This is a genomic window from Candidatus Culexmicrobium sp. (assembly GCF_058356305.1).
The window spans coordinates 1-17596 of record NZ_JBTVBB010000043.1; the positions used below are offsets into that span (position 1 = coordinate 1).

The following is a 17596-nucleotide window of genomic DNA, read 5'->3' on the forward strand; positions in this document are numbered from 1 at the left end:
AAAGTAAATTCAAACTCTAATCAAACTTCATTTCTTTTATAGATTGTAACATAAAGTTATAGGAGCCAGCTGAGTACACTTAAAATATCAAAGCTAAATAAGGAGACTGTAGGCAATATTAGGAAATTGATGTTTAAGTTACTCTAGCCTCCAATAAATTTCAACAATTAATATAACATAAATATCTCATACTATCTCCCCACTATTTTTATACCCCTCGGAAAAGTGAAGACTCTACCCCATAAGTGTAATGGTATATTTACTTTCCTCATATCCCAGCCATATCTTAAATTAAATTTCTCTTCATTAACAATACATCTAACTACATCTCCAATAATTAGATTAGTATCACCACACTCAACAACTCTATAAACTTTACACTCCAAAACTGCCAATGCATCTAGAATTATTGGCGCATTAACTTTTCCACCCCTAACAATCTTTAAACCAGAATCCTTAATCTTATCTACATTCCTACCACTCCTTGAACCTACATAGTATATCTTATCCAAATAAACTCCATCAAGAATATTAACTGAAAACTCACCATACTCTTCAATTAACTCCCAAGTATATGATTCAACATCTAAAGCTAACGCTATTCTTGGAGGCTCTTCAGATACTGGAGAAACCCATGATGCAGCCATTAAATTTGACTTAGAGCCATAAGCTCCCGAACCTATAACATATACAGGTCTAGGATGTAAAGTTAAGTAGTATTTCTCTTTAATCTCCATTTCAAGACACCCCATCAACCCACCTTTTTATTTCACCATTAAGCTTATATACAATTACTCTGCCAATTTCTCTATACTCATCCCCATGAGTAATGCCACTAATACTTCACCTACGAAGATAGTGTGATCAACAGTAGTCATTTCGCCTACAACTTTACATTCAAGATTAGCTACACACTCTTTAATGGGAGGAGGCTTAACAACTTTAGCAGGTAAAGGAGTTAAATTGAAATCCCCAAATTTATTTGAATCTCTACCACACTTATGGATAGCTTCAATAATCTCACTTGTAGGAATAGCTAGAACAAATTCACCGGTTTCCTCAATTAAAATATAGGAATACCGTTTAGGTGCAACACTTATCGCAACCATTGGAGGCCTACCAGAAGTCTTCATAGCTCAACCTAAAGTTATAATATTAGGCCTACCGTCTTTACCAATACATGTAGCCAGAATAACAGTTCACATGATAAAAATTATATGGTTTAAACAATAAAATTGCAATAAAGAATAAAATTGATAAGTTAATTTTAATATGCTTGGTGAATTATATTGGGTACTGAAAATATTGATAAAATTCAAAAATCAATTCTCTATGGATTAATTGTAGCTATAATATCTATTGGATTTCCAATAATGCTCAAAGTAGGACCCCCTATCCACTTTTGGCTATCAGCATGGGAATTTAAGTTAGGGACATATTATCATGAACTTATAATTCCAATACTCTGGGGTAAGTTAACCCCTCTCTTCGGATACTGGTTCACATTCACCCTACCCACAATAATCCTAGTATACTTACATAAAATTAAGAGAAAGAAGATAAAGCCAAATAAGAAACTTGTTAATATTTTACTTCTAATCGCTATACTAGGCCCATATTTAAGTTATGCCTATGCTTCATCTACTACTCCAAAAATTATTGAAAAAATTAATGGAAACTACCTAGTAATTTTAGCTATTCCCATTTGGATTTACGTGTTGCCAATGCCAGGCATTTTTCTTTCATGTGGATGTATATTGTTTCTAAGAGCAATTTTAACTCCCATCGGAGAATACAAATATCATTTTAAATACTAAACACATTCCATTACCTCTCTTACAACATTAACAGTGTAAAGTATGTCATCTCGAGTAATTCCATAATGTGTCACCATCCTAATCTCTCTTAAACCAATCATACCCGCCTTAACACCTCTCTCTTGAAGCTTAGCTAAGAATTCCCTAGAACTCATATTCTCTAGTGAAAATATCACAATATTTGTCTGCACCCTCCTCAAGTCAATTTTAATTCCATCTATCTTTGCCAGTTCATATGCAAGCAACCTTGCATTTTCATGATCCTCCTTCAATCTATCAATCATATGCTCTAACGCATAAATTCCAGGCGCAGCAATAATTCCAGCCTTTCTCATTCCTCCCCCAAGAATCTTCCTTACCTTCCTAGCTCTCTCAATAAAGTCTTCACCTCCACAAACAAGAGACCCCACAGGTGCAGCCAACCCCTTAGATAAACAGAAGCAAACTGAATCTGCTTCTTTAACCAATTCCTTAACATCAATACCTAACGCTACAGCTGCATTAAATATCCGTGCTCCATCCACATGAATTTTCAAGCCATATTTCCATGCAACCTCACCTATAGCCCTCATATGCTCGGGTCTAACTATAGTTCCACCAGCACGATTATGAGTATTCTCAACCACTATAAGCGTTGTATCTGGACAATGAATATTCTTAGGTCTAATAGCCGCCTCAATATCCTCAGGCTTCATTATCCCCATTTCACCCTTTATCGGTCGAGGAATTAAACCCGCAATAGCAGATAATCCTCCAACTTCAAAATTATAAACATGAGAATCATACTCAACTATAACTTCATCACCACGCTTAGTCTGAGCCATAAGTGAAACAAGGTTCGCCTGAGTACCACTAGTAACTAATAATGCTTCCTCCTTCCCCATCAATTCAGCAGCCATCTCCTCAAGCCTATTAACAGTTGGATCCTCACCATAAACATCGTCACCCAACTCTGCATCAAGAATAGTTTTCAACATCTCTTTAGGAGGAATAGTAACAGTATCACTTCTAAGATCTATATAGAAGTTTACGGTTGCAATAAAAATAATTAATATTACATTAAGAGAAACTGATAAAAGTGTTGCAGACAAAAACACTGGTCTCCACCACCAATATATTAACCAAACTTTTCCAAGTATTTTCTTTCTGCTTTTCATATGAAAGATTTTCCATAAGCTACTACACTTCTTATCTCTTCATCAATTTCTCTTTCACTGAGATTACTGAAATACTTAATTCTTTTAATTATGTGGGGGTGTGGATAGGTTAATACTTTTCTCACTAACCTCTGAATGATACTTGATTTGTAGTTTCTATTGAATAGATATAGTTTAATTAAAGCTAGTTTTAAGGGTTCATAGCTTCTCATTAATTTTACAGCTCTCAAATCAGCTCTATATTCCAATAAATAGCGTATAAGGACAGATATATTGACGTACACTATTACTGCAATTAAAAATAGTATTAAATTGAATATGCTTGATAACTTGTAAGCACTTATGATTATCCAACCTATATTAATTGTCAAGATAGATGATATGAAGGAAATTAATAATACGATAATACCATGATGACCAATTAAATGGCCAATTTCGTGAGTAATTACAGCTTCTAATTCATTAAAATTAAGAATATCAATTAAATCATTGGATAAACAGATCTTTAAAGAAACATGAAGCAGTAGCATACCTGCCAATAACTCTATTTATCAAGTAAATGTTCTTAAATTTAAAACAATATTTTGAAGCTATGTCTTGAATAATATTAACTAAATTTTTAGGTGCTGAATTTAAACGCCAACCCATAATTCTAAGATAAATTTTAATTAAGCAAAATATAATCACATGAATTAATGAAATTAAGATTAGTATAAAATTTTCCATCTCAAACATGTTATTTGAACAAGTAATAGCTTAAAAATACCTCTAATGAAATTTAGTTATAGAAGCATTTTCCTGTTTTACTATAGAATCAGACTATTTTCAAAGTGTATCCTTTTAAAGATTTACAGCCCTACAGGAGTGATTTTGAACTTCCAGTCATCTAGGAACTCTACAATTATTAGAATTGGTTTAAATCCTAGAGATTTAGCTTTTTGAATTTCCCTTTCACTTGGAAGCTTTCTCTTAAGTCCTTTTACTCCAGCTTCTAGGTCATGTCTCCTTCTCTTAAAAGTAGTCTTCACTTCAACTAAGTAAACTTCTTCAATTTCCCCTACAAATCCTAATGGTGTTCTCTTCCACTTAATAACAATGAAGTCAAACCGTCTAGACATATTCTTTAAAAATTCTATTTGAGCTTTGCTAAGTCCACTTATCTTATAGTCGTAGCGTCCACCTTTACGGGAAGGATATTGAGGATGAAAATATTGAGTGTTTGAGATTGTTAAAGTTTAGTGGAGTGTTTATTGAGTTATTATTGGGGTTGGTGGATTTGGGTCGAAGGGATATGGTGAGGGAGATTGCTTCTAGCCTATATATTACTGATAGTCTTGGTGAGGAGGAGCTTTATAGATTGCTTAGGGAGTATTATGAGAAGCTTAGGCGGCCGGATTTTGATCCCAATGAAACCTATACTGTTACTATTGAGGTTTCTGAATTGGAGCTTCATGCAAAGCCTTAACCATTTTAATCGTTTGGTCAAGATCATTGCTTAGAGATTCACACTCAACAAACCTACCGTAAACATTCGAATCCTTATCAGCAACTGCAACGCCACAACACCAAATCAAACCATACCTTATTGAATAAACAGCAATTAGTATTAGCCTTGTATTAATTTCAAATTTAAACGCACTTACTACATCCTTATGTATATCGAGTAAAGTTTCAATTTGAGCGACTTCACATGGATTTCCCAATAAGCGCAAAGCTTTCAATACTCTATAATATTCTTGATTACAATGCTTAAGATGATATATGATGTTGTTAAGAAGATAGCTTTTGATTCTATATTATACCTCAATAGATTGTAGTTCATCAGATAAATTATAAGTTAATATTAAAATGATCAATTTATACTCTGAAGGCAGACTGTATCATCTAATAAAATATCATATTTAAGGAAAAACTTTATATATTTTTGCAAGTATTTTTTTTATAGATATAGTAATATAAGGTGGAAAAATGAAGAAGGAGAGAATAATAAAGAGGATTGTAAGAACTGCATTTTTATGGCCTATGAATGAAAGTGATCCAATTCTTGAAAAAGAGCTTGAACAGAAACTGAGGATAAAGTTCGAACAGATTAACCCTAGGACATAAGAAATATTTAGTGATTTAATCAATAAAGCTCTCGAGGTGAGCATTAATTAGTGATTCAACACTGCACAAAGTGAAAGCTATAAACCTTGTTCTAACAAACAAGTGTAATGGTAAATGCGTTTTTTGTGGCTATTGGCGAGCAATATCAAAGCGTTACTCTAATATAAGCTTCCTAGACATGAATTTAATTCTTCAAGTAACTGAGATACTAAGAGATCATTATGGTCTAAGGCATATATGCATAACGGGAGGAGAACCTATATTACACCCTAGATTAATTGAATTATTACGTGAATTGAGAAAAAATTTTACCATTTCGATTTCAACAAATGGTTATAACCTCGACCGTTTGATGGAAAAAATAGCAAGGTATGTTGACATCTTTGTTGTATCACTACATGGTGCCAGAGAAGAGACACATCATAAAATAACGAATCTAAAGAATTTTAACACTATCTTAAGATTACCTAAACTAATTAGGAAAATCGATCAAGATATAGGATTTGGTTATTGTTTTGTATTATGTCGTCAGAACTTTGAAGAACTTATAGATGTTGTTCGAATAGCTAATGATAGTGGAGCGGATATTTTAAGCATACAACCCGTCATGGTAAGAGTTGGAGAATTCGGTCATCTATTGCCCCTATCAGAGCAAGAATTAGACTCGATAATACCATCAAGCGAAGAAATAAAAAAGTTGACAATCACGATGGAAGAGTTAATATCGATAAGAGATTGCCTAGGATTACATGTACTTCAGAGTAACGCTGTACTAAGGGATTATATCGAATATTTCAAATACCTAAGGGGTATGAGCTATCAATATAAAACAAGACATGTTAGATGCCCTGCTCCTTTTAACACTCTTACAATAGATTACGATGCAACTATTAGACCCTGTTGTGATATGCCCATAAAGTTTCCCATTGACGAAGCTATCAAAAAAGGCACATTCTATGACCATCCATTAATGGTTAAGGTACGGGACGATATCTTATCAGAAGGTTATTTAAGCAAGAAATATTGCATCCATTGTTTTAACAGTAGGTGGCAGGTTGACGCATAAGAGTAGTAAAATACTATTAGCATCATTACCATGGCATTTAGTAGATATCCCATGTGCTTCTATAGCTATGCTTGAAGCTTTTCTAAGAAGAGAAGGAATATCTACGGAAACCAGACACTATCACAAAGAAATTATCAAATACATAAGCTATGACGAATATGAAAGAATACTGGATTTGCTAATTGGCGAAGAACTATTTGCAGCTGTATACTTCGAAGAACAACGGAGTGATATAATATCCAAGCTTTCCATGACTTTTGACCTTGACATAGGTAAGATTAAGAGTATAATAAATAACCTAAGTGTTTATGCATATGATGTGGTGAATGATATACTTAAAGAACCATGGGATCTTATAGGTTTTAGCGTTAGTCATAGACAGCTAATGTCTACACTTACCATATCAAGAATGCTTAAGTCATTTAATGATAATTCGCGTATAGTTCTTGGAGGAATAATATTAGAACCTTATCTAGCAGTTGAACTAATGAAAAACTTTAGTTTCATAGATTACATAGTCATAGGAGAGGGGGAGTTACCTCTACTGAAGTTAGCTAAATATGTGGGGAAACTTAAGAATAGAGGAGAAGCTAAAATAGAGTACTTGGCTCAAGTTAGTGGATTGATATATAGATGTGCAGATAAAATCAAAGTTAATCCTATAAGAGAGAGTGTCAAAAGCCTTGATTCTCTACCTATTCCTAATTATGATTCTTATTTCCAAGACCATTTGCAAGGTCTATCCCAGAATGCATATGATTTAAGTCCTCGAATACCTATTCAAGGAATACGAGGCTGTCCTTGGGCTGCATGTATATTCTGCTTAGAAAACTGGAATCATAAAAGGAAATATTACAAGGCTAAAAACAAGAGTAGAATTCTATATGAAATTCTAACATTTTTAAGGAAGTATAAAAACATTAAATTTATATTTGTAGATCCTGAAGTAAATCCATACATTGACGTCCTTCGTAAGTTGAGAAGTAATGGATATAGAATCATAGGATGGGCTGAAGTATCAGCTAGGAATTTAAGTAGGGAAGCATTAGCCATTTTAAGCGACGTTGGAGTGAGAAATATTCAAATAGGAATAGAATCGTTTAGTTCCAGGCTATTAAAAATATTCAATAAAGGTTATGACTTAATGCGTGTTGTCGAGGTACTTAAATGGTGCTCTGAGTTCAACATAGATCTCTCATATAATATCATAGTTGGTTTTCCACTCGAGAACAAGGATGATGTGCGAGAGACCATTAAAATTGCAAATTTTGTCAAGTATTACCATCCGCCCAAAATCTCAATATTTGCCGCCACATACAAATCCGCATCTCATAAGCAACTAGAGCAATTATTTGTCGAACTATTCCCTGATAGGAAACTACAGACTATATATCCTTCTCATTTGATTAGTATCATGCCCTTACTTTCTCCTGCTGTGGGCTTAAAGCCTAAGATTGATTACTCTATTGTGGACCTCTGGCAGGATTTTTTTAAATTCCTTTTGTTATGGCGTGAAGACTATGCGAGAAGGAGAGGAAAAACTAGATTTGTATTCATTGATGCAAAGGACTTCTTGGTAGTTAGAAGAGGTTTTCTGAATAATGAAGAAGAGTATGTAATAGAAGGAGAAGAGCGTGAGATATATTTATTCAGTATATATGAATCAAAGTCGATTGATGAGTTTTATGATAAGTTTAGTTATCTTAGCAAAGACTATATCAGAGAGGTATTAAATGATTTCGTAAATATGGCGCTTATGTTTAAATATGGCAACAAATTTCTAAGTCTAGCCATACCATTTAAATAAGGAATTGTTTAATATGATAAAAATAACTGTATGTACAGGAGTGTAATGATGACCAGTGATAAGTTAGTGATACTAGTATTTCTTATCGGTACAGCTTTATCCTCCTTAGGTATTAATCTACCACAACCTTACCTCGTAGTGTATTTAACGAATAGTGGCATCAGCTTACCCCTCATAGCCTTCAGCCTTAGTGTCAGCAGGATAATTTCTTTTGCAGTTAACTATCCTGCAGGGGTAATTGCTGATAGAGTTGGTAGGATTAAGAGCTATACTATTGGTGCAATAATGCTTAGCGTATCTTTATTATTGTTCATTATGAAGCCAACTATACACATTGTTCTACTATATTCTGCACTATCTGGTGCAAGTTTTGCTTTCATGATAGGTACTGAGGAAGCTTGGTTAATCGACAGATATTGTAGTGGTAAACATAAGCATACTCTATCCTTTGATATCATTTCCATTTGGAGAAGTTTACGTGCGGTAACCTCGGCGTTTTCAGGGCTTATAGCATCAATTCTAACTATTATCATAGGGGTAAGATATATATTCCCTTTAGCAGGATTATTGGTCTTATCATCGGTTATCATGTTTCTTACGTTACCTGATAATCGTGGAGCTGTAAGAGCAATTCAAGTATTGTGGGCTACAGTGAAAACTTTTAGAAAGAAGACATTCTTAAGCTTACTGATGTATTCTACGCTAACTTCAAGCGCAATTGTAATTTCTTTTATCATATTACCTATAATCTTAACTACGAGAAGCCTTGATGAAGGTCTTCTAGGCTTAATCTACACATTCTTCTACACCTCAATGGCTATAGGGTCTATACTTACTTCACGTATAACAAGATACATTCGCCATCAATATTATCTACTGGCGTACAACCTCTTGGTTTTCATACTATACATGACTATTGCTTGCCTAAGTGACCTCATATATACAATCATACTATTCACCCTTATAGAAGTTTTACTGGGATTTTATAATGTGATTTTTATAAATGTTAGGAATGCAGTAATACCTTCAGAAGCTAGGGCTTCAATGATTGCATTAATGAAGCTTTTTGAATCACTGACAATAACCATTATAGCACCATTCATAACTAGTTGGGGGATAGTACCCATAATCATTGCGTCTGGAATAATGGCTCTACTAGCTATTCTTCCACTTATATTTTTCATAACATAAACTCTTTTGCTTAGAGTGAACACGACAAAATATGTGATAAGAAATTTGTATGCTTATACTACTAACTTAACCTAGACTACTCGTTCTATAGCCTAAACATTATTCTCAAGCGTAAACAAAAAATCATTATGTCAACACGAGCTTGATATTATTTTCTCAAAGTTGAAAGCTCGAGAGATATTTTCCAGAAAATACTAGGTGTTAGGGCACTAGTGACATAGATTTCTTAAGTTTTCACTCCTTCTGAATGACTTCTTTTAAAGCCCTAAGTCTTAATTGACCACAACCAGCATCAATATCTCTTCCAAAGCTTTTAATAATTTTGCAAGGTATGCCTCTTTTATTGAGTATGTACGTGAACCTCTTGATAGAATCAGGGGAAGGGCTTCTTATATGTGGTGTCGAAGATATAGGATTAACTATTGATATCCTCAACATTAGTGGTATTTTCGCTTCATTGAACAAACTGGCTAATTCTTCAGCGCATGTAAGGGAGTCATTTACTCCCTTAATTATGAGATAATTAAATATTACTGGAGCTATGCAATTTTCAGCATAATATTTTGCTGCTTCAAGTATTTCTCCCACACTATATTGCACATTTGGCATAAGTTTCCTTCGAATTCTATCATTAGGAGCGTGTAAAGAGATTTGTAAAAATATTGGCAATTTCTCATCTGCTAATTTGTAAATTTCAGGTACAAGTCCTACCGTTGAAAGTATTATCAAGAGATCAGAATATTTTCTTAAGTGTATTTTACGACATAGTTGCTTATTTTCAAACAACTTATATATACTTTCGACTACATTATCATAGTTAGTTAGAGGTTCTCCTATACCACTATATGTCACTTCATCTAAGCTAAGCAATTTATACAAGCCTTTTATATAGTCTACCATTAAGATTATTTCCTGAATTATCTCTTCTTTGTTAAGATTTCTTATTAATGGAACTTTACCATTAGCGCAGAATATGCATTTAAAGTAGCAACCAACTTGTGCCGAAACACAAAATGTATGATGTATACCATGTGCATTAAAATAGACTGATTCAATAACGTGATTATCGTGCGTTTTCAATAAAAATTTTATTGAGCTACCTCTACTTGACTTCACAGTGCGTAAAAGTTTTAAAGAGTTCATCTTAAATAACTCCCAAATATTTTTGAAGGCTCGTCAATTGATATTTGGAGAGTATTGCAACTTAGTATAATTTCTAAGTAGTACTTTATGGCTTTAATCATCCATTCAATGAAGAAGATTATGTACAATAGTTCTTCTTTCGTTATAACTGATTCAAGAATAGGAAATCTTATAGTATTTACACCTGCTCTAGCCATTTGATCCCCTTTTAGTTATCAACAAATAAATTTATTTTAACTTTTCTCAATTCATAATTGTTAGTAAGACCATGATTCTTTTCATTATAACTTTGAGTAGTTCAATAACTTTATCATTACATGCATCTAGTAATAGGATGCCTATATGGCTTGGTATAATTTCTTCATCTTCTAGTCTTCTATTTAGGTATTTCAATTACTTCTCCACCTACACCGACATAGATGAGTTCTCCTTCCAATCCTAAAGATCCACCAAAAATCCTTTAAGTTCATGAAATAAGGCTATGTAGAAATTACTAAAGCCTCTGGCTCTAAGAATATTAAGATTTTCAAGTCGATTAGATATTGGTCAATACTTTTAAACATAGCCTTAATATATTTGTAGAGATTAACTTTCATAATTACACAAAAATTCTGCCTTTATCATCATATTTTAAATTTGTTCTTCTACTTTGCCTTATTATATTAACAGCTTCAGCAACTCTTTTAAATTCATTTCATATAAAACTGTACGTTGAAGAGAATTATTTCCATATATATTTCCCTTCTTGTTTAATTATAAAAAACAAATCTAAATTTAATTCGCTCACTAAACTAAAGTAAGTTTACCCTGTACCAGTATTTTTCTTAATTTCGATATATGTTTAAATCTTTAATTTTCTTTTTTGCATCACTTAACTCTTGATGTACATATCGTGAAGTTGTAGCCAAACTGGAATGTCTAGCGAGAAATTTCTTTAAGAGCGGATCTCTTGTTTTCTTTAGGATCATAGTTACGAATGTGTGTCTTAGTGTGTGGAGTGTTACTCTTCCTTTAATTCCAGCTCTCATGGTTGCTTTTCTAATAAATCGATCATAAGTTCTTTTTGAATACTGATTCAACTCATCTATGCTCCTCCTTTTTAAAATCTCGATAGATTCTGCTAGAAGAAGTAATTGTTACTACAAAATAGAAAAATAAAATTTTAATTTTACCAAACACGAACATAACAGAGTGATTTGTTGAGTACTATTAAAGTTCCAATTAATGAGTTTAAGCAACTAATTAGGGGGTGTAAAATCGCTAAGGTCAGACGTGCACTATTTGCACCTACAAAACTTATTGTAAATTAGAGGATTTTGAAAAAAGCATAACAGTTGAATGCTTTACCTATGAAGAAAGAGAAAAGCTTCGTCAAGAATTATTAAGATTAAAGAAAGCTTCTCTTTAGTAGTGCGATAAACTGTTTATATAACTCCTTGCTTACTAGCTCCTCTTTACAAAAATATTTTACCAGATCGACTAGGAATAGCTTGTATTTTCTTTTTTCACTAGTCCTTCTCTGAAAATCTGGTTTAATGTTTCTTGATCTAATTTATATGCTAATCTAAATCTTGGCTTGCTATTTAAGTTTGTGAAGGCTGAAATAATGATTAAAGCTAAGATGATTAGAAGGATAGTTGATTTTTATTTCGAAATTTGCAGTTTGGCTTTCTACATTGGATGTTGAGTGTAGGGTAGGGGTTTTATACATTTCATGCCGAAACAGCTTTCTACATCAATTGAGGTTCGCTGAAAGGTTAGTCCCCCAAAGAAGAGGAATAAACTCATGATATAACATAATTGTTAATTGCCTCATTTATTTTATCAGCTAACTCTACAACTTCATCTTCATATTGAAGGGCTCTTAAATTTGGAAGTTTTAAGCCATGTTCAATTGAGAGTTCATTATAAAATTCAATGATTGCTTCAGCTTGAATTGGATCTAATAACTTCAGTAATGCTGCTAAAAACTTAGCAATAAAAAGTGCTCCATCATTTTCATCATATAGCTTGACTATATGAGATTTTCCAAATACTTCTTTCAATCTACCCATGTCTTTAAGCTCTCTTAACAACCTCCAAATAGTTGATTTATCAATGTTAAGAAATGAAAAATAACATATATCACAAATTTGGTAGCGTTTACCTCTTATTTCTTCATTGCATAGGTCGCATTTTGTTGATTTCCACTCTTGGAGGTAAACTTGTTTAAATCTACCAATCTTCACTATCTCTATTTTATATTTCTCTAATCCTCTTGAACCTTTTATTCTTACTCCCTTCTCTAAATCTCTTATCCTTCTAATGAAAGTATTGTAGTTAAATTTGCTTTTCAATTTCCTTCTAAGACGCAGATATAAGTCATTAAGTAGGATTGGCCGACCAACTATTTTCAACTCATTTATAATATGACTATATGTCAGCTTAGTTGGTCTAGTCAATGTTAAATCACCATAATAGAAGTATGTGCTTCTATTATTTAAATTCATGGTTCAAATATTCATAAAAAATAAGAATATAATTCAAAATTAATTCAATAACTAATGAAATTTTTTCAGAAAATAGTTTTTATACTTCTCTTAATTTTCAATTTAGAATTTCTCTATATTTCTATTTATTGGGTGGGTAGAGGTGTTGAAGCCTCATAATAGAAGTGAAGGTTTAAGGGATTTAATTCCAATCAGAGTAGGAAAAATAAGTAGTAATGACTCTTGGCCTCTCCTATACATTCCAAAAATAGCAATTGAAGTTTTAGGACTAAGAAAAGGAAGAAAAGTCCTAATTCTAATTGATAAGACAAACGCCAGCTTAGTGATAAAGCCAATTGAAGATTTAAAAGCAAAACAAGGTGATGATCAATGAAGTCTAAGAAGAAGAGGATTGTTGTAGTTCCATTAGATAAGCTTGAAGCTATTGAGCGTGAATTAAAGGAGATTGCAGCTTTACTTCGCAGGCTCAAAAAGCTTAACATTTAAATGGTGTTGGGGGAGGGAGAAGGAAAAGATGTCCAAGACCAATGAAACAAAACCCCAAATAAAAGATATCGATGAAAAGCTGAAACTTCAATATCAGATATATGAATTAAAGCAGATCATCAGTATTCTTAATGATAGATTGCTTAGCTTGGAGAAGGCTTTGAATAGACTTGAAGTTGAAATCGTTGAACTAGACTTTAATCCTCCAATTAGCATTGAAGACCGGAAGGTTAAATGGCTTCAAAATAAGATCCTGGACCCACACAGGAAGTATGGTTTAAAGTGGAAGTATCGCTTCATTCCAGGATCATCAAAAGTTGAAAAGCTGGTTTTATGGATTCCAGACGGCTTTGAAGCCAGGCATCTAGACGAGATTAAAAGATGTGTAGAATGGGTGAATGAAAGGCAAAGGGAGGCTTCTAAGGAGTGATGGCATATGCTTTAAAGGATATTATTAATGAATTGAGAAGAGAAGATGTTCTTCCTAAGTTTATGAGGATTACGAGTAAAACTGTTAAGAGGGATTATAGGACGAGGAAGTTTATACTTTTAACTGGAATTTCAGCATATACTCCTGATCCAATAAACTTGGAAAATCTAGCTCCTACAGGTGAGGGGAAAACCTATACTATTTTGGAGATTTTAAATCACTTTCCAAGGGAAGATGTATGGTTTCTTGGAAGACAGTCCCCAACAGCCCTGGCATATGATATTGGTGTTCTTATTGATGAAAATGGAAATCCAATTGAGCTTAAACTTGAAATGCTTCGTGAAGCACTTAAATCAACTAAAAATAAAGAGGAGAAGAAAGAAGTAAGGAAGATTATTAGAGAGCTTCTAAAGAAATCTAAATATCTAATCGAGTTAGAGAATAAAATTATTGTTTATCTTGAGCCTCCACACCCTGAAACATGGGCTATGATGCTTCCAATTCTAAGCCACGATAGATATGAGGTAGAATACAAGGTTACAGGGAGAAAAAGGAAGGGTGAGCCACTTAGACAACTAAAAATTGTTCTTAGAGGTTGGCCGGTAGTATTTGTATGTTCAACTGGAAGAGACATGAAGAGTAGAATTTGGGCTGAAAAGAAAACACGCTTCATAACTATAAGCCCAGAAATGACTAGGGAAAAATATAAAGCTGCAAACATTTTATCCGCACAACTCAAAGGCATACCACAAACAATCCTTGAAAGAAAACTCGGACTAAACGAGTATGAATGGTTTGAAGCTGCAATAAGATGCATTAAGAGAAGGCTCCTTGAAATAAAGGAGAAAGCTAGAAAAATTACCGGTAAGCCATCACCAAACATTTACTGGATGCCATATGCACAAGAAATAATGAAGAATTTTCCAGCTGAAACTGGAGTTCACATGAGACTGGCGAAACAATTTCTAACTACAATTCAACTTCACGCAGCAATAAACATTTACAGCCGCCCAACACTGAGAATAGGAGAAGTTGAATACATAATATGCATTAGAAAAGACTACATTGCAGCCTTCAATCTATTCAAAAAAGAAATGGAAACAATATTCACCGGCCTACCAGCAAACATAATAAAATTCTACAAGGAAGTATTCCTCCCACTATACTATGAAAAAGAAGAAGGAATACTCGTAAAAGAAATGGTGAAATATTATATTGAGAAAACCGGGAAGACAATAAGCAGCAAAACCCTATACAACACCTACCTCCCAAAACTACAAGATCTAGGCTTAATAGACTGCGAAGTAGATCCAAAGGACAAAAGAAGAAAAATATGGAAACCATTAAAAGAGGAAGTAACAGAAGAAAAAACTCCCTTTTCCTCCCTTTTCCAAGAAGGGAAAATCTTCACACTTAAAAAACTGAAAAGAGAATGGAGAGAGCTTATTAAATATTCCTCCCTCAATTCCTCCCCTATAATACTAGATATAGACGGATCACAACTAACAATCAAAAAATTCTACGAAAAATACTTTTATACACCACATATTAGGGAGGAATATTTAATAAACCTGGAAAAATTCTTTTCACTCGAAAAAAGCGAGAAGAAACTCCCTTCACAAAAAATAGAGGAAAAGGGAATAATTAAGCTGGAATTAACCAACTACAAAAGAGTTATCTACAACTATATTGAGAGAAATCTTCCACTCCAAAGAAACTTAATGGAATACCTTGAAGCCAACAACATCCCAATTAAAGCTCTAATCGAACTAATTAGAGAGAGCAGGATTGTTGAAACAAGAACGATTGACGGGCTAACACGATTTATACCTATATATCTAAAAGTTCCTCGCTCCGAGATCATCAAGAGTGGTAGTATTTGCAAATAAGAGCCTAGGGGGATATGTTGAAAATGTCCCATTTAAAACCAATTAAAGTTAAAGTAGAAACCTATATTAAGCTTAGAGAATTGAAGAAGTGTTTTCGTAAGGCTAAATAAAATTAGGCTGATTGAATTTATGAGGAGGTCAAAAAGCTATGAGTTATCTTAAAGCTATCATTAAAGTTTAATTATTTGAGGTGTATTGTTGTGTTGTTTGAAGGTTCAGTTAAGATAATTGTTTATTTGAAGTATTATGTTAGGAGGACTAGGCGTGGATTACCTATCTATTATAATTTTCCCTTGCTTACATCAATTCTACCATCAAGCTGGAGTGAACTCTCCAGGATACTTAAGAGGGCTAGATTTATTGCTGAGCGTAAGCTTTATCACTGTTTGGGCCGCAGGGTTAAAGGCAACCTTGAATTCTTCATTCAAAAAGCATCACCACATAAACCTGGATTCGTAGTAATATTCCCCAAAATCATAGTCGATCCATTCGGAAACATAGTTAAAGTCAAAGCCCCAAGAAAAGAACACCGCCACGCATACAGACTCTACATAGATTATCTCAGGGACATGTATGTTAAAACTGGAGATAAAAAGTGGTGGTATAAATACCTGGGAGTCTCAACAGATCCAAACTGGCCTTTTACCCGCTTCAAATATAAGAGACGAATGAGGGAAAGCCAAGTTAAACCTAGAAGATTCGTAACAATCTTTGACCCACCAGAAATTGTTTTAGGGAAACCATTCTGGCTTGAACGCGTCCTAAAAGGAGAAATGGGAACACCACCAGAACTAAAATCATGGCTAGACTACATTCTAAGTGAGCCAGAAAAACCTGAAAATTAAAATTAGAAAGAAAAACCCAACTAGCAGTACCAGAAACGAGCAATATCCGAGCCATAACGCAATACCACTCCCACAAAATAGAAATATAGAGAAAATAATGTGTATTTTCTCGAGATATAGTTGTGGAGGTTAGCTCACATGAGTCAAGAAAAACGTCAAGTTGAGGTTATATATGCGGTTCCTCCTTCTGTTGACGCGGAGACATGGGAAAAAATTGAAAGCCGAAGGTTAAATATCCAAGAAAAACAAATTATATTAGTTTCTGAGATTGCAAGAGAAATCATTTTGGGGCTAAAGGAGTATTACACAAAGAAAGCTACAAGATTAACTCTACCTGCATATGTCATGATAGGAATAATAACCGCAGTAGCTGGAGGATTAACTTGGGTAGGGAAGATTAGCGGAGAAACATTTTCTTTTCTAGCAGGCTCTATAGCTGGATATATTATATCAGTACTGGCAAAACAGCTTTAAGCTTGTGTACGTGAACTAATCGATTAAGTCATCAAAGAGTTAGACAAAAACCACCCGTTAAGGATCTTGTCCGTAGCGCTACAGACGAAATAGAGGTATATAAAGGTCTACTTCTACTAAACTCAAAGATAAAATAGTAGATAAGACTCCGCTTTACATGAACATTTTTATTAGGTCTATTAGGATTAGTTTGTATTTTCTTTTTTCTACTAGTTCTTCTTTGAATATTTGGTTTAGTGTTTCTTGGTCTAGTTTGTATGCTAGTTTCCATGAGGCCAGCTGTAGTGCTGCTAGTGCCAGTTCACTTGCATCCCACCTCTTCAAACCCACACTTCGCAAGTTGTGGGATTGAATCCCACAACTAGGAGGTGGTTATTGTGAGGTATCGTAATGTTGTCTGTGTTAGAGTCCATGTAACATCCACCTGTTACATAAAATGTAACAGCCTATGTTACATCCCAAATAATAGAATATACACTTAGAAATCAAGCTAGAATATGCATATTCCACCAGTCTAAATCTTATATTTATCCCACCATTCAAGGTATTGGTTTAGCTTGGCGTGTAAAATTTGTATTGCTTCATCTCTCGTGCATCCCACTGCCAGCATTATTGTTTCAATTGCAGAGTTGACATCTATTAACTTCCCTAAATATAATAGTGTTGGAGTTGTAATCAAGTATTCTCTTTCACCAT

General features: G+C 33.8%; 24 protein-coding genes. 11 read left to right on the top strand and 13 right to left on the bottom strand.

Translation table 11 applies throughout. From position 1 onward, the window contains the following. Positions 1-191: 191 nt before the first annotated feature. Positions 192-752, bottom strand: a complete 561-nt coding sequence (locus ACW8TM_RS10565; RefSeq protein WP_491533259.1) for a flavin reductase family protein — start codon at positions 750-752, stop codon at positions 192-194. 39 nt (positions 753-791) lie between these two features. Further along, complete coding sequence (locus tag ACW8TM_RS10570; protein WP_491533260.1) at positions 792-1133, bottom strand: flavin reductase family protein; 342 nt, start codon at positions 1131-1133, stop codon at positions 792-794. Between the two features lie 156 nt (positions 1134-1289). On the opposite strand from ACW8TM_RS10570, the gene ACW8TM_RS10575 reads away from it, so the two are divergent. Continuing rightward, positions 1290-1817 (top strand): hypothetical protein, encoded by a 528-nt coding sequence (locus tag ACW8TM_RS10575; RefSeq protein ID WP_491533261.1) that lies wholly within the window; start codon positions 1290-1292, stop codon positions 1815-1817. On the opposite strand, the gene ltaE is transcribed toward ACW8TM_RS10575, so the two are convergent. The 3 genes from ltaE to ACW8TM_RS10590 form a co-directional block, all read right to left on the bottom strand. Continuing rightward, entirely contained in the window at positions 1814-2974 is a 1161-nt protein-coding gene (ltaE, locus tag ACW8TM_RS10580; RefSeq protein WP_491533262.1) for a low-specificity L-threonine aldolase, read from the bottom strand. The two genes, ACW8TM_RS10575 and ltaE, sit on opposite strands and share 4 nt — an antisense overlap. Beyond that, on the bottom strand, positions 2971-3504 hold the full coding sequence (locus tag ACW8TM_RS10585; RefSeq protein WP_491533282.1) for a M48 family metallopeptidase: 534 nt from the start codon (positions 3502-3504) through the stop codon (positions 2971-2973). Before ACW8TM_RS10585 ends, ltaE begins: the two co-directional genes overlap by 4 nt. A gap of 318 nt (positions 3505-3822) precedes the next feature. After that, positions 3823-4092: a hypothetical protein gene (locus ACW8TM_RS10590; protein WP_491533263.1), complete on the bottom strand. Its 270-nt coding sequence runs from the start codon at positions 4090-4092 to the stop codon at positions 3823-3825. 158 nt (positions 4093-4250) lie between these two features. Here ACW8TM_RS10590 and ACW8TM_RS10595 point away from each other — a divergent pair, with 158 nt between their 5' ends. Then, positions 4251-4439, top strand: coding sequence for a hypothetical protein (locus ACW8TM_RS10595; protein WP_491533264.1), 189 nt, complete (start codon positions 4251-4253; stop codon positions 4437-4439). On the opposite strand, the gene ACW8TM_RS10600 is transcribed toward ACW8TM_RS10595, so the two are convergent. Further along, positions 4399-4695, bottom strand: coding sequence for a hypothetical protein (locus ACW8TM_RS10600; RefSeq protein ID WP_491533265.1), 297 nt, complete (start codon positions 4693-4695; stop codon positions 4399-4401). The two genes, ACW8TM_RS10595 and ACW8TM_RS10600, sit on opposite strands and share 41 nt — an antisense overlap. Positions 4696-4942: 247 nt before the next feature. Between ACW8TM_RS10600 and ACW8TM_RS10605 the strand changes: the two genes are divergently transcribed. The 4 genes from ACW8TM_RS10605 (at position 4943) to ACW8TM_RS10620 (ending at position 9144) form a co-directional block, all read left to right on the top strand. Beyond that, positions 4943-5080: a hypothetical protein gene (locus ACW8TM_RS10605; protein WP_491533266.1), complete on the top strand. Its 138-nt coding sequence runs from the start codon at positions 4943-4945 to the stop codon at positions 5078-5080. A gap of 70 nt (positions 5081-5150) precedes the next feature. Continuing rightward, positions 5151-6146: a radical SAM protein gene (locus ACW8TM_RS10610; protein WP_491533267.1), complete on the top strand. Its 996-nt coding sequence runs from the start codon at positions 5151-5153 to the stop codon at positions 6144-6146. Continuing rightward, the gene (locus tag ACW8TM_RS10615) at positions 6136-7953 is read left to right on the top strand and encodes a radical SAM protein (RefSeq protein ID WP_491533268.1); all 1818 of its coding nucleotides are present in this window, start codon (positions 6136-6138) and stop codon (positions 7951-7953) included. The genes ACW8TM_RS10610 and ACW8TM_RS10615 overlap by 11 nt, the downstream gene beginning before the upstream one ends. Positions 7954-8001: 48 nt before the next feature. Next, positions 8002-9144, top strand: coding sequence for an MFS transporter (locus tag ACW8TM_RS10620; RefSeq protein WP_491533269.1), 1143 nt, complete (start codon positions 8002-8004; stop codon positions 9142-9144). A 234-nt stretch (positions 9145-9378) separates the two neighbouring features. Here the strand turns inward: ACW8TM_RS10620 and ACW8TM_RS10625 are convergent, their stop codons facing one another. The 5 genes from ACW8TM_RS10625 to ACW8TM_RS10645 all read right to left on the bottom strand — a co-directional run bounded on the left by ACW8TM_RS10625 (position 9379) and on the right by ACW8TM_RS10645 (position 12728). Then, positions 9379-10287 (bottom strand): radical SAM protein, encoded by a 909-nt coding sequence (locus ACW8TM_RS10625; protein WP_491533270.1) that lies wholly within the window; start codon positions 10285-10287, stop codon positions 9379-9381. Then, positions 10284-10484 (bottom strand): hypothetical protein, encoded by a 201-nt coding sequence (locus tag ACW8TM_RS10630; RefSeq protein WP_491533271.1) that lies wholly within the window; start codon positions 10482-10484, stop codon positions 10284-10286. Before ACW8TM_RS10630 ends, ACW8TM_RS10625 begins: the two co-directional genes overlap by 4 nt. 46 nt (positions 10485-10530) lie before the next feature. Continuing rightward, positions 10531-10680 (bottom strand): hypothetical protein, encoded by a 150-nt coding sequence (locus tag ACW8TM_RS10635; RefSeq protein WP_491533272.1) that lies wholly within the window; start codon positions 10678-10680, stop codon positions 10531-10533. Positions 10681-11111: 431 nt separating this feature from the next. Then, positions 11112-11366 carry a tyrosine-type recombinase/integrase gene (locus ACW8TM_RS10640; RefSeq protein ID WP_491533273.1) on the bottom strand — a complete coding sequence of 85 codons (255 nt, stop codon included), beginning with the start codon at positions 11364-11366 and terminating at the stop codon, positions 11112-11114. A gap of 705 nt (positions 11367-12071) precedes the next feature. Then, complete coding sequence (locus ACW8TM_RS10645) at positions 12072-12728, bottom strand: hypothetical protein (RefSeq protein ID WP_491533274.1); 657 nt, start codon at positions 12726-12728, stop codon at positions 12072-12074. A gap of 190 nt (positions 12729-12918) precedes the next feature. On the opposite strand from ACW8TM_RS10645, the gene ACW8TM_RS10650 reads away from it, so the two are divergent. The 5 genes from ACW8TM_RS10650 (at position 12919) to ACW8TM_RS10670 (ending at position 16900) form a co-directional block, all read left to right on the top strand. Continuing rightward, positions 12919-13149, top strand: coding sequence for a hypothetical protein (locus ACW8TM_RS10650; RefSeq protein ID WP_491533275.1), 231 nt, complete (start codon positions 12919-12921; stop codon positions 13147-13149). A gap of 141 nt (positions 13150-13290) precedes the next feature. Then, positions 13291-13692, top strand: coding sequence for a hypothetical protein (locus ACW8TM_RS10655; RefSeq protein ID WP_491533276.1), 402 nt, complete (start codon positions 13291-13293; stop codon positions 13690-13692). Further along, complete coding sequence (locus ACW8TM_RS10660) at positions 13689-15581, top strand: hypothetical protein (RefSeq protein ID WP_491533277.1); 1893 nt, start codon at positions 13689-13691, stop codon at positions 15579-15581. The genes ACW8TM_RS10655 and ACW8TM_RS10660 overlap by 4 nt, the downstream gene beginning before the upstream one ends. 200 nt (positions 15582-15781) lie before the next feature. Beyond that, positions 15782-16426, top strand: coding sequence for a hypothetical protein (locus tag ACW8TM_RS10665; protein ID WP_491533278.1), 645 nt, complete (start codon positions 15782-15784; stop codon positions 16424-16426). Positions 16427-16564: 138 nt separating this feature from the next. Continuing rightward, complete coding sequence (locus ACW8TM_RS10670; protein ID WP_491533279.1) at positions 16565-16900, top strand: hypothetical protein; 336 nt, start codon at positions 16565-16567, stop codon at positions 16898-16900. Positions 16901-17053: 153 nt separating this feature from the next. On the opposite strand, the gene ACW8TM_RS10675 is transcribed toward ACW8TM_RS10670, so the two are convergent. Together ACW8TM_RS10675 and ACW8TM_RS10680 are read right to left on the bottom strand one after the other, a co-directional pair. Continuing rightward, complete coding sequence (locus ACW8TM_RS10675) at positions 17054-17224, bottom strand: hypothetical protein (protein ID WP_491533280.1); 171 nt, start codon at positions 17222-17224, stop codon at positions 17054-17056. A 190-nt stretch (positions 17225-17414) separates the two neighbouring features. Next, on the bottom strand, positions 17415-17596 hold a 182-nt coding region (locus ACW8TM_RS10680; RefSeq protein WP_491533281.1), incomplete at its 5' end, for a hypothetical protein.

Bases quoted from the DNA above. Each gene is read 5' to 3' on its own strand.
- ACW8TM_RS10565 (WP_491533259.1), bottom strand. From the start codon at position 752: ATGGGGTGTCTTGAAATGGAGATTAAAGAGAAATACTACTTAACTTTA.
- ACW8TM_RS10570 (WP_491533260.1), bottom strand. From the start codon at position 1,133: ATGAAGACTTCTGGTAGGCCTCCAATGGTTGCGATAAGTGTTGCACCT.
- ltaE (WP_491533262.1), bottom strand. From the start codon at position 2,974: ATGAAAAGCAGAAAGAAAATACTTGGAAAAGTTTGGTTAATATATTGG.
- ACW8TM_RS10585 (WP_491533282.1), bottom strand. From the start codon at position 3,504: ATGCTACTGCTTCATGTTTCTTTAAAGATCTGTTTATCCAATGATTTA.
- ACW8TM_RS10590 (WP_491533263.1), bottom strand. From the start codon at position 4,092: ATGTCTAGACGGTTTGACTTCATTGTTATTAAGTGGAAGAGAACACCA.
- ACW8TM_RS10605 (WP_491533266.1), top strand. From the start codon at position 4,943: ATGAAGAAGGAGAGAATAATAAAGAGGATTGTAAGAACTGCATTTTTA.
- ACW8TM_RS10620 (WP_491533269.1), top strand. From the start codon at position 8,002: ATGACCAGTGATAAGTTAGTGATACTAGTATTTCTTATCGGTACAGCT.
- ACW8TM_RS10625 (WP_491533270.1), bottom strand. From the start codon at position 10,287: ATGAACTCTTTAAAACTTTTACGCACTGTGAAGTCAAGTAGAGGTAGC.
- ACW8TM_RS10630 (WP_491533271.1), bottom strand. From the start codon at position 10,484: ATGGCTAGAGCAGGTGTAAATACTATAAGATTTCCTATTCTTGAATCA.
- ACW8TM_RS10655 (WP_491533276.1), top strand. From the start codon at position 13,291: ATGTCCAAGACCAATGAAACAAAACCCCAAATAAAAGATATCGATGAA.
- ACW8TM_RS10670 (WP_491533279.1), top strand. From the start codon at position 16,565: ATGAGTCAAGAAAAACGTCAAGTTGAGGTTATATATGCGGTTCCTCCT.